Origin of the sequence: Bacillus sp. FF-1 (assembly GCF_028548245.1) — a bacterium.
Taxonomy (GTDB): Bacteria; Bacillota; Bacilli; order Bacillales; family Bacillaceae_G; genus Bacillus_A; species Bacillus_A paranthracis.
Genome location: NZ_JAQQGG010000003.1, coordinates 663,205 through 682,704, shown reverse-complemented (window position 1 = coordinate 682,704; position 19,500 = coordinate 663,205). Strand labels below are relative to the sequence as shown.

The following is a 19,500-nucleotide window of genomic DNA, read 5'->3' as shown; positions in this document are numbered from 1 at the left end:
TGAGTAGTCTTAGCGTAATGACACGTATTTGTGATATGATTATATGATGTGACAGCGCTGAAAGGGGAAGAACGATGATCTATTTTGATAATAGTGCGACGACAAAGCCATATCCAGAAGCTCTTCAATCGTACGTAACGGTTGCGGGGAAATATTTTGGGAATCCTTCTTCTATTCATTCGCTTGGAGGAGAGGCAGAGCGTCTATTAACACAATCAAGAACAATTGCAGCGCAGCTTCTTCACGTTAAGCCTTCTGAAATTATTTTCACATCAGGTGGAACGGAAGGGAATAACCTTGCGATTAAAGGAATAGCGATGAGGAATCGTTCGCGCGGTAAACATATCATTACAACAAATATTGAACACGCGTCTGTGTTTGAAGCATATAAACAATTAGAAGATCTCGGTTTTGATGTAACATATTTACCGGTTAATGAGCATGGTGTTGTATCGGTAGAGGATGTAAAACGAGCGCTTCGTGAAGATACGATTCTTGTGTCAATTATTCACGTGAACAACGAGACTGGAGCAATTCAGCCTGTTGCTGAAATTGGAACGTTATTATCGAATTATCCGAAAATAAGATTCCATGTGGACCATGTACAAGGGATAGGAAAAGTACCGCTTAATTTATACGCTTCTCATATTGATCTTTGCTCAATATCTGGACATAAATTCCATAGTGTAAAAGGAACGGGTCTTCTTTATGTACGTGATGGCGTAAGGTTAGATCCAATTTTATCAGGTGGTCAACAAGAGCTGAAGTATCGCTCTGGTACAGAGAACTTACCTGGCATTGTAGCGATGGTGAAAGCACTTCGCATGACAATGGAGCAAGTGAAAGAAAAGGTAGCTCATTTGCAAAGTTTACAAGCAGAGCTTGTTCGTTTCTTTAAAGAGATGGAAGATGTAACGATTAATACGTCGCTTGCATATGCAGCACCGCACATTTTAAATGTATCATTTGTAGGTTTAAAACCAGAAGTGGTCGTTCATGCTTTAGAAGAGCACGGTGTATATGTATCAACGAAATCTGCTTGTTCTTCAAAAGCAAATGAAGTGAGCAGAGTGTTAGTGTCAATGGGAGTACCACATGCCGCTGCTGCAAGTGCTATTCGCATTAGTTTGGCACCAGAAAACACGATGGAAGAAGTAAAGCAATTTGAAGGTATTGTGAAAGAGACGATGCCAAAATTATATGAAGTGATGAGGTAAAGGAATATGATGACATATGAATATATTTTAGTTCGTTATGGAGAGATGACGACTAAAGGTAAGAACCGTTCTAAATTTGTAAGCACATTAAAAGATAACGTGAAGTTCAAATTGAAAAAATTCCCAAATATTAAAATCGATGCAACACATGATCGTATGTATATCCAATTAAATGGCGAAGATCATGAAGCGGTATCTGAAAGATTAAAAGATGTGTTTGGTATTCATAAGTTTAACTTAGCGATGAAAGTACCATCAGAATTAGAAGACATTAAAAAAGGTGCATTAGCAGCTTTCTTACAAGTAAAAGGCGATGTGAAAACATTTAAAATTACTGTACACCGTTCTTATAAGCATTTCCCAATGAGAACGATGGAATTATTACCTGAGATTGGTGGACATATTCTAGAAAATACAGAAGATATTACTGTAGATGTTCATAATCCAGATGTAAATGTACGCGTAGAAATTCGCAGCGGTTATAGCTACATTATGTGTGATGAGCGTATGGGAGCTGGTGGTTTACCAGTTGGCGTTGGCGGAAAAGTAATGGTACTTCTGTCTGGCGGTATTGATAGCCCAGTAGCAGCGTACTTAACGATGAAACGCGGCGTATCTGTGGAGGCAGTTCACTTCCATAGCCCACCTTTCACAAGTGAGCGCGCAAAACAAAAAGTAATCGATTTAGCACAAGAGTTAACGAAATACTGTAAACGTGTAACACTTCACCTTGTTCCATTTACAGAAGTGCAAAAAACGATTAATAAAGAAATCCCATCTAGCTATTCAATGACAGTTATGCGCCGTATGATGATGCGTATTACAGAGCGTATCGCAGAGGAGCGTAACGCACTAGCAATCACGACTGGTGAAAGTCTTGGACAAGTAGCAAGTCAAACGTTAGATAGTATGCATACGATTAACGAAGTAACAAACTATCCAATTATTCGTCCGCTTATTACGATGGATAAATTAGAGATTATTAAAATTGCTGAAGAAATCGGCACATATGATATTTCAATTCGTCCGTACGAAGATTGCTGTACAGTATTCACACCAGCAAGCCCAGCGACGAAGCCGAAGCGTGAAAAAGCGAATCGTTTTGAAGCGAAATACGATTTCACACCATTAATCGATGAAGCTGTAGCGAACAAAGAAACAATGGTATTACAAACGGTAGAAGTAGTAGCGGAAGAAGAAAAATTCGAAGAACTTTTCTAAAACCATAAATTACCATATGTAAACCGTGTATGAAGTCATGTTATTTATCACACTCTATACTCACAAGGAGGTGATATAACATGTCACGTAGCACAAATAAATTAGCGGTTCCTGGTGCTGAATCAGCATTAGACCAAATGAAATACGAAATCGCTCAAGAGTTTGGTGTTCAACTTGGAGCTGATGCAACAGCTCGCGCTAACGGTTCTGTTGGTGGTGAAATCACTAAACGTCTAGTTTCACTAGCTGAGCAACAATTAGGCGGTTACCAAAAATAATCCCATATGATGGCTTAGAAAGAGCGGGTTCTCCCGCTCTTTCTTTTTTGTGTTGTGTCGCTATTTGTCGGTAAATTGATATATTTAATTTTTTGTTAATATATTCTAAGTTGTGTTCGATATATTCGACAGAACTAAAAAATTTGTCAAAAGATGAGGGTTCAAAATTGACAGAAAATTCTTTATTATATAAGGGAGGCATAAAGAAAAAGGAGGATGTTTATGAAGAGAGAGGAATTGTTGGCACCACCGTCTTATAATTTAGTTTCTGAAATAGAGAAATATACAGGTGATAAAGAGAAGCTTGCTTTAATTTGGCAAGATGATAAAGGGAATCGCCGAGAAGTTACATACGCGGAGTTAATGAAAGGTGCAAATAAAATTGGAAACGCTTTTATAAAGAGTGGTCTGCAAAAAGGGGACAAGCTCCTCATTATGATGCCGCGTTTAATTGAAGCATACATGACGTATATCGCTGCGATTAAAGCAGGATTTGTCGTAATTCCGAGTTCGGAAATGTTACGCAAAAAGGATATCGAATACCGCATTGGACATGGGGAAGTAAAAGCAATCGTAAGTTATGAGCCTTACATTGGACAGTTTGATGATATAGAAGCGATGGAATCTCTTCAAAAATTCGTTCTGAGCGAGCAGTCAGTAGATGGATGGATGAATTTAAAAACAGCGTTAGAAACAGAAAGTGACATGTTAGAAATGGCGAAGACAGATAAAGAAGATATGGTCTTTTTATCTTACACGTCAGGAACGACGGGAAATCCAAAAGGTGTTGTTCATACACATGCGTGGGCATACGCTCATTTACGTACGAGCGCTCCAAATTGGCTCGGAATTGAAGAGAATGATGTTGTGTGGGCAACAGCTAGTCCAGGCTGGCAGAAGTGGATTTGGAGTCCGTTTTTAGCAACTCTAGGCTCGGGGGCAACAGGATTTGTATACCACGGTAAGTTTGAACCAAAAACGTATTTAAATTTATTAGACGATAATAAGGTGAATGTGCTTTGTTGTACGCCAACTGAGTATAGATTAATGGCAAAGGTAGAAAATTTAAGCGAGTACAATTTAGAAGCGTTACATAGCGCTGTATCCGCAGGTGAGCCGTTAAATAGAGAAGTCATTGAAACGTTCCAAAAGCACTTTCATATTACAGTAAGAGACGGCTATGGGCAAACGGAAAATACATTGCTTGTTGGTGTAATGAAAGGGATGGATATTAGACCAGGATCAATGGGGAAACCGACGCCGGGTAACCACGTTGATATTGTAAATGAGGAAGGTATTCCAGTGAAAGTAGGCGAAGTTGGTGATATTGCAGTTCACATTGAAACGCCGGCCCTCTTTAAACAATATTACAAAGACGATGAGCGTACAGCGATGCAATTCCGCGGTGATTATTATATTACAGGTGATAAAGCGAAAAAAGATGAAGACGGCTATTTCTGGTTTGAAGGGCGCGGTGATGATATTATTATTAGCTCTGGTTATACAATCGGGCCGTTTGAAGTAGAAGATGCGCTCGTAAAGCACCCTTACGTGAGAGAATGTGCGGTTGTCGCAAGTCCTGATGAAATTCGCGGAAGTGTCGTGAAGGCATTTATCGTATTAAGAGAGAATATAGAAAAGAACGAAGAAACATTAATTCCAATACTCCAACAACACGTCAAAGAACTTACTGCACCATATAAATACCCTCGCAAAATTGAATTTGTAGATGAACTACCAAAAACGATTTCTGGAAAAATCCGCCGTATTGAGCTTAGAAAACAAGAGATGGAGATTCCGTCAAAATAAATTTGAAAACAGTGAAGGAAATAGTTGAATGAAATGGCAAACAATGATAATATAAAAACGAACACAAGTTCGATTTTATAAATTGAAAAAAGAGGTGTCCGTATGATTTTAGGTATTAATCCGTACTTAGTTTTAGATGGTAGTGGGCAAGAAGCTGTACAGTTTTATAAAGAGGCGTTAGATGCAAAAGTGGAAGTCATGCAAACTTTTGGTGATATGCCTGAAAATCCAGAATACCCGGTTCCAGCTGAAGCGAAAGAACGCGTTTTACACGCTACTTTAAAAGTTGGTAATACGGATCTTATGATTTCTGATACATTCCCAGGTCAAGGGCATGCAATTGGATCTCAAGTAACAATCGCAATTCAAATTAGTAACGCAGAAAAAGCGAAAGAAGTATTCGATAAGTTACAAGAAGGTGGCGAAGTTATTATGCCCCTTCAAGAAACGTTCTGGAGCCCAGCATACGGACAAGTAAAAGATAAATTTAATATTGAATGGCAAGTTACAACGTCTACTACTGAACAAAAGTAATGTTTAGAAAAGCACCATGTTTTGAAATGGTGCTTTTTTTTATACAATAAAACAAAGGAGATGAAATATATGGGGGAAATTTGGTATGGCGGCAACATTTACACGATGAGGGAAGAAAATGAAAAAGTAGAAGCTATTTATGTTGAAAATGGCAGGATCATTGATAATGGAAGTAAAGAAGAGTTAGAAAACCGATATGCTGTGGCTAAATTGCGCGATTTAAAAGGCAAAACGATGATTCCAGGTCTCGTTGATAGCCATATGCATCTTATTGGTCACGGGGAGAGGTTACTTCGTTTAGATTTATCAAACTGCACATCTTATAGAGAAGTGCTGACTCTCGTTCGGAAGCGAGTAGAAGAAGCGCCGAAAGGTTCTTGGATTATCGGAGAGGGCTGGAACGAAAATAATTTTAAGGATACGAAAGATGTTCACACGCGTGATTTAGATGAAATTTCGAAAGAACATCCCATTTTATTAAAGAGAGTTTGTCGTCACGTTACATGGGTGAATTCATACATACTGCAAGAAGCGAATATAACAGAAAAGGCAGAAGATCCAAAAGGCGGGAAAGTTGGACGGGACTCATTCAATAAATTAACAGGACTTTTATATGAACAAGGCCAAGAGTTAATCAAACATGTCCAGCCTGAAATTGATGAAGCCTACTTACAAAGTGCTGTGCAAACAGCAATTAAAGACTGCTGGCAATATGGACTCGTTGGCGGGCATACGGAAGATTTAAATTATTACGGTGGATTTAGAAAAACGCATAATGCGTTTTCTCATGTTATAAAAGAAATGCCATTTAAAGCACATTTACTTGTTCACCATGAAGTAGCACATGAACGAAAAGAATATGAAAATGAGCATTATATTGAGTTTGGGGCAATGAAAATTTTTTCTGACGGTTCTTTTGGCGGAAGAACAGCTTTATTAAGTGAACCGTATGAAGATGCGAGAGAAACAAATGGAGTTGCCATTTTCTCACGTGAAGAACTTGCGGAATTAGTGAAGAAAGCACGAGACTTACATATGCCAGTTGCGATTCATACTATCGGTGACTTATCGCTTGAATATGTCATTGATGCGCTTGAATTGTATCCGCCAGCAAAAGGATTACGCGACCGTATTATTCATTGTCAGCTAGCTCGTGAAGAGTTGATTGAAAGAATGAAAAACTTGCAAGCCATTATTGATATACAACCAGTCTTTGTTTCATCAGATTTTCCATCAGTCATTGAAAAACTAGGCGAGCACCGTCTTCGTTATGCGTATGCTTGGAAGACGTTACTGGAAGCGGGATTACACTGTAACGGGGGATCTGATGCTCCGATCGAGCAAGTAAATCCGTTTCTAGGCATATATAGCGCTGTTACACGTAGAAGTTTTATTGACGGTTTATGTTATATGCCAGAAGAAAGATTAACGGTATATGAGGCTGTTTCTTTATTTACAACAGGAAGTGCCTATGCAATCGGAAAAGAAGCGAAGCGAGGGCGAATTACAAAAGGATATGAGGCAGACTTTACAATATTAGACCGCGATATTTTTGAAATAGAGGCAGAGGAAATAAAAGAAGTACAAGCAGAGATGACCGTAATAGATGGCAAAGTCGTCTATAGAAAAGGTGCGTAAAAATATATGAGCGATTATCGGAATATATCGACCGTAACCTGAATTATATCAGCGATTATTGAAATATATCGACCGTAACTCCAAATATATCAGCGATTATTAGAATATATCGACTTACCGACAAAAACTGACAAGAATATCGGCCGGATAGCAAGAGATTGTTATACGCGTCAATCGGGGTAAATAAATAACCGCAGAATTATGTACTACCATAATTCTGCGGTTATTTTAATCTTATAAAAACGTTCTCTGTACTTTTTCCCAGAAAGAGTTGTTTTTTAATTTAACTGTTTTAATTTGTTTATCGCTTAAGCGTACAACAGCTTTTTCCACTTGTTTAATGCTAAGCGCTTCGTTATCCATGCCGATAACAGGATAATCGTTACCGTCTGGTCTTAGTTTTAAAGTTAATGTACGTTCGTGATTTAAAATGAACGGTGAACCAAGTGTACGATATGTGTTGTTATTTAAAGATGCTAATTCACTTACTTGGAAGCAAGGGATAAGCGGATCAACAACTGCACCACGTAACGATTTATTGTAAGCTGTACTTCCTGTTGGGGTAGAAACAACTAAACCGTCACCTCTAAAAGTTTCGAAATATAAATCATCAACGTGAACATCTACAACGAACGTTTTAATAATGCTAGAACGTAATGAGAACTCATTTAAACAATGGAAAGATGTGCTACCATCTACATCTACTTCAATTGTTGGATATTTTCGCACTTCAATTTCATTTTTTGTAATTTCTTGAAGGGCTGTATCAACGTGATCAATATGGAAATCGCAGTAGAATGAAATTTCATCTTTCGTAGAAATCCCTGCGTATAAACAATCTTCCCTAAAACCAGTTTTACGAACGGCTTGTAAGAAAGTTGCATCATCTCCAACACTGACGATAGCGTTTGCATTTTTTGGATGATCTAATATGGTAAATCCATTCTCTTCTAAAATACGATAGATTGGTTTCATTTTTTCAACGAGCTTTGCTTTGTCATCACCATAAAAGAAAAATAAATTGCGACGATCTGCCATTATGTATCCCTCCACTGCAGTTAAATTTTCTATGCTTCGTGCTACATATCATTAGAGTCCGTTCCCTGATGATATGTTCAAATAATATATTTCGATATAAATTGTCAAAATACCTTTTTGTTTTTAGAAAAATTTTTATATTCAATCTTATGAAACGCTGTTTAATGATGAATAAAGTTGTCGATAATGGGTACGGAGTGAAAGGATGATACGTATGAAGTGGCTCGTAATTGGAATAATAATTCTTCTCCTTTTTATTTTGTTTATACTATTGTCGAAAATAAAGCTTAAAGTGACATTTTTATATTCAGAAATGGAAAAGCAATGTTTGCTTCAAGTGAAAATATGGATGATCCGATATACATTTGATGTGTTGGAAAGAATTGAGAAACAGCAGAAGAAAACAGGACAAAAAATCGAAAAAGCTGAAGAGGACGGCGGACTAGACAATAAAATTATGGCACAACTTGATAGTATGGGGGAACTGATAAAAAAGCTGCAAGAAGTTCATACTATTGTTAAAGATTTTCTCAAACGAGTGAAAATCAATGGTTGGAAATGGCATACACAAATTGGAGCAGGCGACGCAGCTAGTACTGGAATTGTCACCGGATATGCATGGGGGACAAAAGGAATGGCTGCTGGAGTTGTAGGACAATATATGCATATTGTCGACGTACCAGAATTTGAAATTACTCCTGTTTTTCAAGGGAAAGGATTTGCATCAAGATGTGAGTTAACAGCATCTTTTCGTATATTCCGTACTATAAAAACAGCGGTGAAATTACTCGTGTTTATGAGAAGACAAAGATCTGGTACGACAGAAAAATCTGTTCAAGCATAGGGGGGATATAGAATGGACCATCCAATTCAAGGTTTAATGACAACTGCAATGCAGCATTTAAAACAAATGACTGATGTAAATACAATTGTCGGCGATCCAATTAAAGCTGCTGATGGAAGTGTAATTCTTACCGTTTCAAAAGTTAGCTTCGGATTTGCGGCTGGTGGAAGTGAATTTGGTAAAATAGAACATTCAGGCCGCCATCCATTTGGCGGGGGAAGCGGTGGAGGAGTTTCTATTAATCCTGTTGCTTTTCTTGTTATAAATGGAGAAGGCGTAAAAGTGTTGCACTTAGATAAGCAAACACACGTCATCGATAAAATAATTGAATTAGCGCCACAAGCTGTTGATAAAGTGAAAGAAATGATGGATAAACGAAAAGAAGACGATCCTGAATTTCAAATTTAACGAATAAAGAAGCTGATCAATAGATTAGCTTCTTTAATTTTTTTGTAAATAAAGCGATTTTATTTGCATTATCGATAGGGACAAACTATCATTTACATTGTACATATTTTGTTTAAATAAGGGAGGATTTTCAAGTGGCAAACGTAACTTTTAAAGGTAACCCAATGACTTTAGTTGGAACAGAAGTTAAAGTTGGCGATCAAGCGCCAAACTTCCAAGTGTTAGCAAATGACTTATCTCCAGTAAGTTTAGAAACATACAAAGGTGAAGTGAAATTAATTAGTGTTGTACCTTCTATCGACACAGGTGTATGTGATGCACAAACACGTCGTTTTAACCAAGATGCAGCAGGTATTGAAAACGCGAAAGTATTAACGATTAGCGCTGACTTACCATTCGCTCAAAAACGTTGGTGTGCAGCAAACGGTTTAGAAAATGTTGTTACACTTTCTGACCACCGTGACCTTTCATTCGGTGAAGCTTACGGCTTAGTAATGAAAGAGCTTCGTTTACTTGCTCGTGCAGTATTCGTAGTAGATAGCAATGACAAAGTAGTTTACGTAGAATACGTAAGCGAAGGTACAAGCCATCCAAACTATGAAGCAGCATTAGAAGCAGCAAAAGCTGCAAAATAATGTGAACGAAGATGACCTCTTTGTAAGAGGTCGTCTTCTCTCATATATTGCTATATGGAATCGATATACGAGAGAAGACGTTACATCATACATCACTAAAAAGGGAGCTCTTAAAAAGAGGTCGCTTTTTCTTTTGGGAAAAAATCAGATTATGGTATGATATAAGTTATGTGTAAAAGAGAGAAGGAGGAATGTACGTGAGTCAGACAGTAGAAACTTTATTTTCTATTTTTGATTCTTCTGCGGTAGTTTTACGTAAAGAATTAGATGTAACATATTTAGAGGCGCTTGTAGAAACAGGGGATAACTTGTTTGAAGGAGCGATTTTACAAGAGGAATTATCAGAATCAGCAATTGAAAGGCTGAATCGTGAATATAGTACGTTTAATGAAGAAACATATAAAGGTGAAGAAATTCGTAAAGCATTTCAGTTAGCCATCTTAAAAGGAATGAAGGAAGGCGTACAAGCGAATCACGAAATGACGCCTGATGCAGTTGGTATGTTCATGAGTTACTTATTCCATAAATTTATGAAGGGTCAAAATGAAATTACTGTGTTAGACCCTGCAATTGGAACAGGTAACTTGATGACGACAGTTTTCAATAGTGCTCAAGAAAACGTTACGATGAGTGGATTTGGTGTAGAAGTGGACGAAGTGCTAATTAAACTTGCTTTAGTAAATGCGAATTTACAAAAGCATGCAATCGAATTCTTCCATCAAGATGGACTAGCACCGCTTTATATCGATCCAGTTGATGCAGTCGTTTCAGACTTACCGGTTGGTTACTATCCAAATGAAATCGGTGCAAGTGAATATAAGTTAAAAGCAGATGAAGGAATGTCATATGCCCACCACCTATTTATTGAACAAAGTGTGAAGCATACGAAAGAAGGCGGATACTTATTCTTCCTAGTACCGAACTTCATTTTTGAAAGTGATCAAGCACCGAAATTACATGCATTTATTAAAGAAACATGCTTTATTCAGGGGTTATTACAGCTACCTGTTTCCATGTTTAAAAACGAGAAAAATGCAAAAAGTATATTTGTTCTCCAAAAGAAAGGTCCTAGTGTAACGATGCCAAAACAGGCGTTATTAGTGGAGTTACCTAAATTCTCCAACATGAAGGCGATGGAGGACATTATGGACCAATTAAATACTTGGTTTGCAACGCATAAATAAGGCTAGGTATATGTAACAGGGTTAGTAATTCATGTAGTACAGTTTTATATGATATGTCATATTTTTAAATATATACAAGATTTAACTGAATTTTTTTGAAATCTGTAATATATTTTTTTTCTTGGTGTTACAATTTTTTCACTTGAAATATATGTCGTACGATGTTTAAATTAAAATCGTGAGTATAAAATTTACTAATGATGAAACGTTTTCATATTTAGTAAATTTGATCAGATAAAATCGAGCGGTTTGTGGAAACATCCACACAACTACCAAGAGAAAAAGGGGCGAAAGACTAGATGTCAAAAATCATCGCGATTAACGCAGGAAGCTCTTCCTTAAAATTCCAATTATTTGAAATGCCAAGTGAAACAGTATTAACAAAAGGTTTAGTAGAACGTATCGGTTTAGAAGATAGTATCTTCACTATTACTGTAGATGGCGAAAAACAAAAAGAAATTACAAACATTCCAGATCACGCAGTAGCAGTTAATATGCTTCTTAAAAAATTAACTGAAAACGGAATCGTTAAATCTCTAGATGAGATTGGCGGTATCGGTCACCGTGTTGTTCACGGCGGCGAAAAATTTGCTGACTCTGTTCTAATTACTGATGAAGTATTAGCTGATATCGAAGAATTAAGCGATTTAGCACCACTTCACAACCCAGCAAACGTTGTTGGTATTAAAGCATTCCAAGAAGTATTACCAAACGTACCAGCAGTAGCAGTATTCGATACAGCATTCCACCAAACAATGCCGGAATCTGCATTCCTATACAGCTTACCATATGAGTACTATGAAAAATTCGGTATCCGTAAATACGGTTTCCACGGAACTTCTCATAAATATGTAACTGAACGTGCGGCTGAACTATTAGGTCGTCCACTTGAAAGCTTAAGCTTACTTTCTTGTCACTTAGGTAACGGTGCAAGTATCGCAGCAGTAGAAGGCGGTAAATCTATCGATACTTCTATGGGCTTCACTCCACTTGCTGGTGTAACAATGGGTACACGTTCTGGTAACATTGACCCTGCGTTAATTCCATACATCATGGAAAAAACAGGCCAAACAGTAGAAGAAGTAGTTAACGTATTAAACAAGAAGAGTGGTATGTTAGGTCTTACTGGTTACTCTAGTGACCTACGTGACATCATTGCGAAAGAAGAAGAAGGCGATCACCGTGCGAAAGTAGCACTTGATGTATTCGTAAGCCGTATCCACAAATACATCGGTTCTTACACTGCTCGTATGAAAGGTGTAGATGCAATCATCTTCACAGCTGGTGTAGGTGAAAACAGTGCGATTATTCGTGAACGCGTATTAGAAGGCCTTGAATACATGGGCGTATACTTCGATGCAAAACGCAATAACGTATTCGGTGAGGAAGCATTCATCAACTTCCCACATTCTCCAGTAAAAATTATTGTAATTCCAACTGACGAAGAAGTTATGATCGCTCGTGACGTACTACGTCTTGGAAACATCGGTTAATATATGAAAAGAAAGACGAAGTCCTATAGGATTTCGTCTTTTTTCTTTTGGATACAGTTTAAAATTCCATCTGGATATAGTGCTTTTTTCTCCTGAATGAATGCTGTAATGGGAATCCACTTCGCATACGATACTGTTTGTTCATCTTGTATATTCAGTACTTCCATTCCATATAGTGACGTGTCTAATAAGCGTAAAGAATATAACTGAATGATTTCATGAGCAATTTCTCCATCAAGATGAAAGATGTTTTCTAAGCAACCTAAATAAGCAGTGATTTCCACTTCTGTATGAAGCTCTTCTTGAAATTCACGAATAACAGTATGTGCTGATTTTTCACCAAGTTCAATTGAACCGCCAAGAGGCCGGTAATATGTTTCATCGTCTGTATGATATTCTTGTACGAGAAGCCGCTCGTGATGTAAAGCAAGACCGAAAGCTTTTGCACGTGGATACATATACAATCACTCCTTATTTATCCCGCTTTAACGGGCAGTAAGACCCTCACCTCAAAATTTAGCGGAAGCAAAGAAGTTAGGTGGGGGTCGGGCTGTCCGTAAAAGTCCGATTGGTGAGGGCTGATAATCAGTGGGGATGAACAAAACCCCCACTGATTAAAGTTTCACTTTATTTTGTATAAGGATGATTATAATGTATTGCGTAATAAAAGTGTCGTGTATTTAAGAATGTGGTCGAATTACGATGCCATTAAATAAGTCATTCCAAAATGTTTCATTGTACTGAAATACATCCATAATAGGACATTTTATAACGCAAATATTTTGCAATCCCCAATCTTCTTCCGTAACAGTTGGTACATCTTCAGGAATGAGTAATAGGACAGAGAATGTATGTGTAACGATTTGAGATAAAATGTGTTCTAAGGAACGTGCTTCTTCGTATGTTCCTCCAGTTCGAATAAATAATATGGATTGTGCTGTGTCAATTGTTGTTAGAAAACGATTAATTCGGTGCTCATAATTTAACTTAATTTCTGTATAAGAAGGCCAAGAAGTTGGTGTGTTTACATCTGTTTTAAAGTCGTGGCAGGAGTCGATTTCGTATAGATTGTCCCGTAGTCTTAATTTCGCATCATCATCCCAAAATGAGATGAAGGATAAGTTTTCTAACTGTAAAAAACGGTCAAATCGATTTTGTAATAATATATTCACCTTTTCTAATGATGGGCTTAGCATAAAATCAATAACGCCAAAAAATGGTGATAATTTGAATTGATATAACGCCCAAGCAGGCCAGCAGTTTTGTCCTAAACTGAATACTGCATGATATTCTTTTTTTATATCGGATAGATTCATGTGATTTATCTCATCCTTTTTGTTAATATTTTATGTCACTAAAAGTGGTATGTGAATAAAGATAGACAAGCATATTTGCAAAGAATAAGCAGAAATATGTTACAATAGAAAAAAATCGAACGAGGTGGTTGTTACGATGCGATCGAAGCGAGAACAAGCCATTTTAGACAATATAAAAGAATGGGAATCGCAATTAGTTGAGCAAGAAGCGACTGATTTTCAAAAACTGTTTGATAAATGGATACATAATACAATTGCGAAACTACCTGAGAAAAAACGAAAAGATTTCTTTACGAAAGCAGATGGATGGCTCTTTCATTTGCATGCATTGATTCAAAGTTCACAATCACAGTTAGAGGCGCGTAATCGTATTTTAGGAACATCGAGATTATTTGATGAATCGATTGAGCAACTAGAGGATTTAAAAGCATTATCTATCGATCAATTAACATACATAGCAGAGCAGCAAACAGCACGCCATCGCCTATATTCATTCGTACAAGGCGGAGCAACGGGTGCTGGAGGTTTATTATTATTAACGGCTGATTTTCCGGTTATGATTGCGTTAAATGTGAAGGCTGTCCAACTTATTGCAACATCATTTGGACATGATGTGAACAAGCCTTATGAAATGATGCTTGCGTTAAAGGTATTTCATGCGTCATTACTACCAGGAAGACTTCAGCAATACGCATGGTACAATTTACTGCAAGAGCTAGAACAAGAAGATTCCTTCTTCTACGAAGGAGATGAAGCGGTGTTACAACCAGCTTCGACTGAAATTATTTTAAAACAAATTTTGAAAACATTTTCGATTTATGCTCTTCGTCGTAAATTATTCCAAGGTATTCCGGTAATTGGAATGGCAATCGGGTCTACAGTGAATTATCGTTTAACAAGAAACGTTACTGAATTTGCAAATAGATTTTATCAAGTGCGCCACATAGTCGAGAAGGAAAAAAGAGCATAAAAAAAGCGAGAGGCCGAAGCCTTTCGCTTTTTTAATTTGTTGCATGCTTTTTGGACATTGGAATAGATACTGGCTGCTTTTCTTCTGCTTTTTCTGTTTTTGGATAATAAATTAAATCCAATGTTTTTGCCTGTACGGCAATCGAAAGAATAGTAAAAGCAATTTCTGTCCAATTTAAATAATATAATGAAAGCGCAAGAACAATCGCGTCAAAGACGAAGAAAATTTGCCCAATTGTAAAACGTGTTTTTTTACTTAATACAATTGTTAAAATATCGTCTCCACCGGTTGCACCGCCAAATCGCAATATAAAACCGAGTCCAATACCAGCTAACGCACCGCCAACTACTGCAGCTATAAATAAATTGTTTGATAAATCGACCGTAAATGGAGAATAATTTTCCATAAGAGAATAAAATACTCCGAATGAAATTGAACCTAAGAATGAATAGCCAACCATTTTTCTACCTAACAATGAAGCGCATAGTAGAATAATTGGGATATCCATCATTACAGTTGAAATAGATGGTGAAATATCATAAAAATTTTGGATGAATAGTGCGATACCTACAAAGCCACCTTCTGTTAAGTGGTTTTGGAAGTGAATGTGATATAGCGCTGCTGCTAAAATAAATGAACCGATTAAAACCATAAAAACTTCTTTAATAATTTGTCGACTTTGGATGTTCCTCATCGTTATTCCTTCTTTCCGTAGTTAGTAGTCCTTTTTGTGTTGTAAACTAACTACGAGCTCACATGTAGCTTCAGTTAGTTTACGAAAAAACTAACTACGCTATATGTCGCTGAAGAAATAACGAATAATCCTCTCGTCCATCAATTCTCCCTACTTTCGTTTTAGTTTAAGTCTTAAAACGACTAAACAAAACGTGGAGTAGGATTCTTCATTTAGCAATCCTGCTCTTCTTTGTTTTGTTTAGCTAGTAACAATTAAGCCCTAAACAAAACGCTATGTGTAAGAAGAGTCTTTTTTTTGCCAAATTATCCTTCGGGCAATCATAATTTCCCCACTCTCGTATTTTTTTCGCTAGACTAAAGTATCTGAGCTGGAAAATACGCTACGTGTATGATTCGTCAATACGATGCCACATGCTCCTTCGAGCGATCATGATATCAAAATCCCTTCCTTCAAGATTTATATTATTATATCATACTTTCAAAAAATGTATGCGGATGGAAACCGACAATAAACGGAGGAAATCTACAAAAATTGTTATGTTTAAATATTTTTGTAGAAAAGCCTAAGTTATTTTGGAGAATTGGACAGTTTTTTTAGTTTGTCCAATAAGTAAGAAAAGAAGAGTTTCTATTCAGTTGTATTTTTATCTTTAAAAAACGCATCCCAGCTAATCACACTTAAAAAAGTTAAAGCGATAATAACGAAAGCGCGCATAAGTGTAAGGCCTCCTTTTGTACATAGTATATGAATCGTTCACTTTGGAATGTGTCATTTTTTTACAAGTTTTAGCTATTATGAGAGTATATTAATATAGATAGATGAAGAGGAGAGTGAGAATATGTTAAAAGACATGTTTAAAAGAAAAGAGTTAATATGCGTTTCATGTCAGAAAAAGATTCAATATGAAGAAGAGCTTGTTGCTTTTGTAAAGTTGCCGAAAGAAAGAAGTATATTAGTTGGTCCATTTGATGTGTGTTTGGCAAAAACAGCACAAGAAATATATTGTAAATCGTGTTACGACAAAAAAGCATGACCCAAAGTAATTGAGGGGCATGCTTTTTTTATTGGTGTGCTTTCCCCTCAGATACATTTTGAGTGAGTCGATACCAAAGCCAAAGGTCATTAATGATGGAAGCGAGATCGGCAATTTCTGAATTCAGTTTGCAAGAAATTTCGAAGTCTTCTTCGTTATTTAAGTGATGCTGTTTTGCATTAATATAATGTTCGAGTTCTTTTATACGATCAGGAATCTTTCCGCGAACTTGTTCCCATTTTAATAAAATCGCATGTTGCATTTTTTCGGGGATATCTTCCCAGTCTTCTTGTAAATGCGGAATTTCAATTCCGAGATGTTCATCGTATAAGAAATACTTTTCCATAAGTTCACCCCCGTTTTCCTGCTTATATTGTACAAAAAAACAGAAAGAAGTTCGACGAAATTGTTTGAAAAAATTTGAAAATGACTCTTGATACATTTTGTAAAAGGTGTTAAAGTGTGAATTATTATAAAAGAAAATGAATATTTATTCTTTAGGGGGATGCAAAATGAAGAAGAAAAAAGTTGTATTAGCATATTCTGGAGGCCTTGATACTTCCGTTGCAATTAAATGGTTACAAGAGAAGAATTATGATATTATTGCGCTTTGTTTAGACTTAGGGGAAGGTAAAGACTTAGCATTTGTAAAAGAAAAAGCACTTTCAGTAGGTGCAATTAAATCATATATGATTGATGTTCAAGAAGAATTTGCAAACGAATATGCATTGATGGCGATGCAAGCACACACGTTATATGAAGGGAAATATCCTCTCGTTTCGGCGTTATCTCGTCCACTTATCGCAAAGAAATTAGTAGAAATTGCGGAACAAGAAGGAGCGACTGCAGTGGCACACGGATGTACAGGGAAAGGGAATGATCAAGTTCGTTTTGAAGTTTCTATTCAAGCGTTAAATCCTTACTTAGAAGTGATTGCACCTGTACGTGAATGGAAATGGTCACGTGAAGAAGAAATTGCCTATGCAAAAGAAAACAATGTACCAATTCCGATTAATTTAGACAGCCCATTTTCAATCGATCAAAACTTATGGGGACGCAGTAATGAATGTGGCATTTTAGAAGATCCATGGGCAGCACCGCCAGAAGATGCATATGAGATGACATTAGCATTAGAAGATACACCGAATAAACCAGAGTTTGTAGAAATCGGCTTTGAAGCAGGCGTACCGACGACTTTAAATGGTACTGCATACCCACTTTCAGAACTTATTAAAACGTTAAATGCACTTGCTGGAAAACATGGCGTTGGACGTATCGATCACGTAGAAAATCGTCTTGTCGGTATTAAATCGCGTGAAGTATACGAATGCCCAGCAGCAATGACATTAATTACGGCGCATAAAGAACTTGAAGATTTAACACTCGTAAAAGAAGTAGCACATTTTAAACCGATGATTGAGCAAAAAATAACAGAACTTATTTATAACGGTTTATGGTTCTCGCCTTTAAAACAAGCGCTTCATGCTTTCTTACAAGAAACGCAAAAGAATGTAACAGGCATGGTGCGTGTGAAATTATTTAAAGGTCATGCAATTGTAGAAGGACGTAAATCTGAGTACTCTTTATACGATGAAAAATTAGCAACGTATACAGCTCAGGATGAATTTAATCATGATGCAGCAGTTGGATTCATTTCATTATTCGGTTTACCGACGAAAGTATACAGCCAAGTGAATCAAAAGAAGGTGGAAGCGTGAGCAAACTTTGGGGCGGACGTTTTACAGAAGAAGCGGAAGCGTGGGTTGAAGAGTTCGGGGCATCCATCTCCTTCGATCAACAATTAGTAAATCAAGATATAAACGGGAGTATTGCGCACGTAACGATGCTAGCAAAGCAAGGCATCGTTACGAAAGAAGAAGCAGAGAAAATAAAGATAGGTCTTCAATATTTATTAGAAGAAGCGAAACAAAATAAATTGCATTTTTCCGTTGAAGCGGAAGACATTCATTTAAATATCGAAAAGATGTTAATTGAAAAAATCGGTGAAGTAGGCGGGAAACTTCATACTGGCCGAAGTCGTAACGATCAAGTAGCGACAGATATGCACTTATATTTAAAAGAAAAAGTAGAGCATATTATAAAAGCTACAAAACAATTGCAAACTGTTCTTGTTCATCAAGCAGAAAATAATATTGAAACGATTATGCCTGGCTATACGCACTTACAGCGTGCCCAGCCAATTTCATTTGCGCATCATATTCTCGCTTATTTTTGGATGTTAGAGCGCGATGTGAATCGTTATGAAGATTCGTTAAAGCGTATTAACATTTCACCATTAGGAGCAGGAGCGTTAGCTGGGACAACATTCCCGATTGACCGAGAATATAGTGCGGGGCTTCTTGGATTTAATGGAATCTATGAAAATAGTTTAGATGCAGTAAGCGATCGCGATTTCATATTGGAGTTCCTCAGTAACTCATCTATGCTTATGATGCACTTATCACGCTTTTGCGAAGAACTTATTTTATGGAGTAGCCAAGAGTTTCAATTTATTGAAATGAGCGATCAATACGCAACGGGAAGCAGCATTATGCCGCAAAAGAAAAATCCAGATATGGCGGAACTTATTCGTGGTAAAACAGGCAGAGTGTACGGTAATTTATTTAGCTTACTTACAGTAATGAAAGGATTGCCGCTCGCTTACAATAAAGACTTGCAAGAAGATAAAGAAGGAATGTTTGATACAGTAAAAACAGTAGAAGGATGCCTTCATATTATGGCAGGCATGCTAGAGACGATGACTGTCAACAAAGAAAAAATGGGGCAAGCTGTAACGCAAGATTTCTCTAACGCAACAGAAATTGCTGACTACTTAGCAAACAAAGGACTACCATTCCGTCAAGCTCATGAAATTGTTGGAAAGCTAGTGCTGCACTGTACACAAAAAGGAATTTATTTAGTAGATGTACCACTTGAAACGTATAAAGAAATGAGCTCGTTATTTGAAGAAGATTTGTATGAAGTGCTGTCACCATATGCAGCTGTAAAGCGTCGTAACAGTGCTGGTGGAACAGGATTTGAACAGATTGAAAAGGCTTTGGAGAAGGCGAAGGGATTAACGAAAGAAGTTATCAAGAATTGAGTTAAAAAGTACGCCAGTCTGTTAAAGTCTGGCGTACTTTCTTTTTTACTAGTATTTAAGTTATGATATAGTAAAAAAGAAT

Annotated in this window: 20 protein-coding genes; 15 read left to right on the top strand and 5 right to left on the bottom strand. The window is 37.0% G+C overall.

Annotation, left to right across the window (positions count from 1 at the left end):
• Window positions 1-74 precede the first annotated feature (74 nt).
• The 6 genes from PQF83_RS14010 (at window position 75) to PQF83_RS13985 (ending at window position 6,697) form a co-directional block, all read left to right on the top strand.
• Window positions 75-1,217 carry a cysteine desulfurase family protein gene (locus PQF83_RS14010; protein ID WP_000638965.1) on the top strand — a complete coding sequence of 381 codons (1,143 nt, stop codon included), beginning with the start codon at window positions 75-77 and terminating at the stop codon, window positions 1,215-1,217.
• Window positions 1,218-1,223: 6 nt separating this feature from the next.
• Window positions 1,224-2,438: a tRNA uracil 4-sulfurtransferase ThiI gene (thiI, locus tag PQF83_RS14005; protein WP_000989282.1), complete on the top strand. Its 1,215-nt coding sequence runs from the start codon at window positions 1,224-1,226 to the stop codon at window positions 2,436-2,438.
• 80 nt (window positions 2,439-2,518) lie between these two features.
• Entirely contained in the window at window positions 2,519-2,716 is a 198-nt protein-coding gene (locus tag PQF83_RS14000; RefSeq protein ID WP_000091640.1) for an alpha/beta-type small acid-soluble spore protein, read from the top strand.
• A gap of 222 nt (window positions 2,717-2,938) precedes the next feature.
• Window positions 2,939-4,525, top strand: coding sequence for an acyl-CoA synthetase MbcS (mbcS, locus tag PQF83_RS13995; RefSeq protein ID WP_000817751.1), 1,587 nt, complete (start codon window positions 2,939-2,941; stop codon window positions 4,523-4,525).
• A gap of 102 nt (window positions 4,526-4,627) precedes the next feature.
• Entirely contained in the window at window positions 4,628-5,059 is a 432-nt protein-coding gene (locus PQF83_RS13990; RefSeq protein ID WP_000600363.1) for a VOC family protein, read from the top strand.
• Between the two features lie 69 nt (window positions 5,060-5,128).
• Window positions 5,129-6,697 carry an amidohydrolase gene (locus PQF83_RS13985; RefSeq protein ID WP_000503965.1) on the top strand — a complete coding sequence of 523 codons (1,569 nt, stop codon included), beginning with the start codon at window positions 5,129-5,131 and terminating at the stop codon, window positions 6,695-6,697.
• A 234-nt stretch (window positions 6,698-6,931) separates the two neighbouring features.
• Here PQF83_RS13985 and PQF83_RS13980 read toward each other — a convergent pair whose 3' ends face one another.
• Window positions 6,932-7,735, bottom strand: coding sequence for an NAD kinase (locus PQF83_RS13980; RefSeq protein WP_000785168.1), 804 nt, complete (start codon window positions 7,733-7,735; stop codon window positions 6,932-6,934).
• Between the two features lie 205 nt (window positions 7,736-7,940).
• Here PQF83_RS13980 and PQF83_RS13975 point away from each other — a divergent pair, with 205 nt between their 5' ends.
• The 5 genes from PQF83_RS13975 to ackA all read left to right on the top strand — a co-directional run bounded on the left by PQF83_RS13975 (window position 7,941) and on the right by ackA (window position 12,299).
• Window positions 7,941-8,579 (top strand): DUF2953 domain-containing protein, encoded by a 639-nt coding sequence (locus tag PQF83_RS13975; protein WP_000620650.1) that lies wholly within the window; start codon window positions 7,941-7,943, stop codon window positions 8,577-8,579.
• Window positions 8,580-8,591: 12 nt separating this feature from the next.
• On the top strand, window positions 8,592-8,987 hold the full coding sequence (gene ytfJ / locus PQF83_RS13970; protein ID WP_000350002.1) for a GerW family sporulation protein: 396 nt from the start codon (window positions 8,592-8,594) through the stop codon (window positions 8,985-8,987).
• A 134-nt stretch (window positions 8,988-9,121) separates the two neighbouring features.
• Complete coding sequence (gene tpx, locus PQF83_RS13965; RefSeq protein ID WP_000024528.1) at window positions 9,122-9,622, top strand: thiol peroxidase; 501 nt, start codon at window positions 9,122-9,124, stop codon at window positions 9,620-9,622.
• Between the two features lie 197 nt (window positions 9,623-9,819).
• Window positions 9,820-10,806, top strand: coding sequence for a class I SAM-dependent methyltransferase (locus tag PQF83_RS13960; RefSeq protein ID WP_000084357.1), 987 nt, complete (start codon window positions 9,820-9,822; stop codon window positions 10,804-10,806).
• Window positions 10,807-11,105: 299 nt separating this feature from the next.
• A complete protein-coding gene (gene ackA / locus PQF83_RS13955) occupies window positions 11,106-12,299 on the top strand; it encodes an acetate kinase (RefSeq protein WP_000034576.1) in 1,194 nt (397 codons plus the stop codon).
• Window positions 12,300-12,322: 23 nt separating this feature from the next.
• On the opposite strand, the gene PQF83_RS13950 is transcribed toward ackA, so the two are convergent.
• Complete coding sequence (locus PQF83_RS13950; RefSeq protein WP_000283488.1) at window positions 12,323-12,757, bottom strand: NUDIX hydrolase; 435 nt, start codon at window positions 12,755-12,757, stop codon at window positions 12,323-12,325.
• A 222-nt stretch (window positions 12,758-12,979) separates the two neighbouring features.
• On the bottom strand, window positions 12,980-13,615 hold the full coding sequence (locus PQF83_RS13945; RefSeq protein ID WP_001053724.1) for a DUF1796 family putative cysteine peptidase: 636 nt from the start codon (window positions 13,613-13,615) through the stop codon (window positions 12,980-12,982).
• A gap of 136 nt (window positions 13,616-13,751) precedes the next feature.
• Between PQF83_RS13945 and PQF83_RS13940 the strand changes: the two genes are divergently transcribed.
• Entirely contained in the window at window positions 13,752-14,585 is an 834-nt protein-coding gene (locus PQF83_RS13940) for an EcsC family protein (RefSeq protein ID WP_001256867.1), read from the top strand.
• A 31-nt stretch (window positions 14,586-14,616) separates the two neighbouring features.
• Here the strand turns inward: PQF83_RS13940 and PQF83_RS13935 are convergent, their stop codons facing one another.
• Window positions 14,617-15,279, bottom strand: a complete 663-nt coding sequence (locus PQF83_RS13935; RefSeq protein ID WP_001244531.1) for a YitT family protein — start codon at window positions 15,277-15,279, stop codon at window positions 14,617-14,619.
• Between the two features lie 841 nt (window positions 15,280-16,120).
• Between PQF83_RS13935 and PQF83_RS13930 the strand changes: the two genes are divergently transcribed.
• Window positions 16,121-16,315 carry a hypothetical protein gene (locus PQF83_RS13930; protein WP_000910278.1) on the top strand — a complete coding sequence of 65 codons (195 nt, stop codon included), beginning with the start codon at window positions 16,121-16,123 and terminating at the stop codon, window positions 16,313-16,315.
• A 28-nt stretch (window positions 16,316-16,343) separates the two neighbouring features.
• Here PQF83_RS13930 and PQF83_RS13925 read toward each other — a convergent pair whose 3' ends face one another.
• A complete protein-coding gene (locus tag PQF83_RS13925) occupies window positions 16,344-16,661 on the bottom strand; it encodes a hypothetical protein (protein ID WP_000417212.1) in 318 nt (105 codons plus the stop codon).
• Window positions 16,662-16,827: 166 nt separating this feature from the next.
• On the opposite strand from PQF83_RS13925, the gene PQF83_RS13920 reads away from it, so the two are divergent.
• Both PQF83_RS13920 and argH read left to right on the top strand, forming a co-directional pair.
• Window positions 16,828-18,033, top strand: coding sequence for an argininosuccinate synthase (locus tag PQF83_RS13920; protein WP_000727589.1), 1,206 nt, complete (start codon window positions 16,828-16,830; stop codon window positions 18,031-18,033).
• A complete protein-coding gene (gene argH, locus PQF83_RS13915; protein WP_000041262.1) occupies window positions 18,030-19,418 on the top strand; it encodes an argininosuccinate lyase in 1,389 nt (462 codons plus the stop codon). The genes PQF83_RS13920 and argH overlap by 4 nt, the downstream gene beginning before the upstream one ends.
• Window positions 19,419-19,500: the final 82 nt, after the last annotated feature.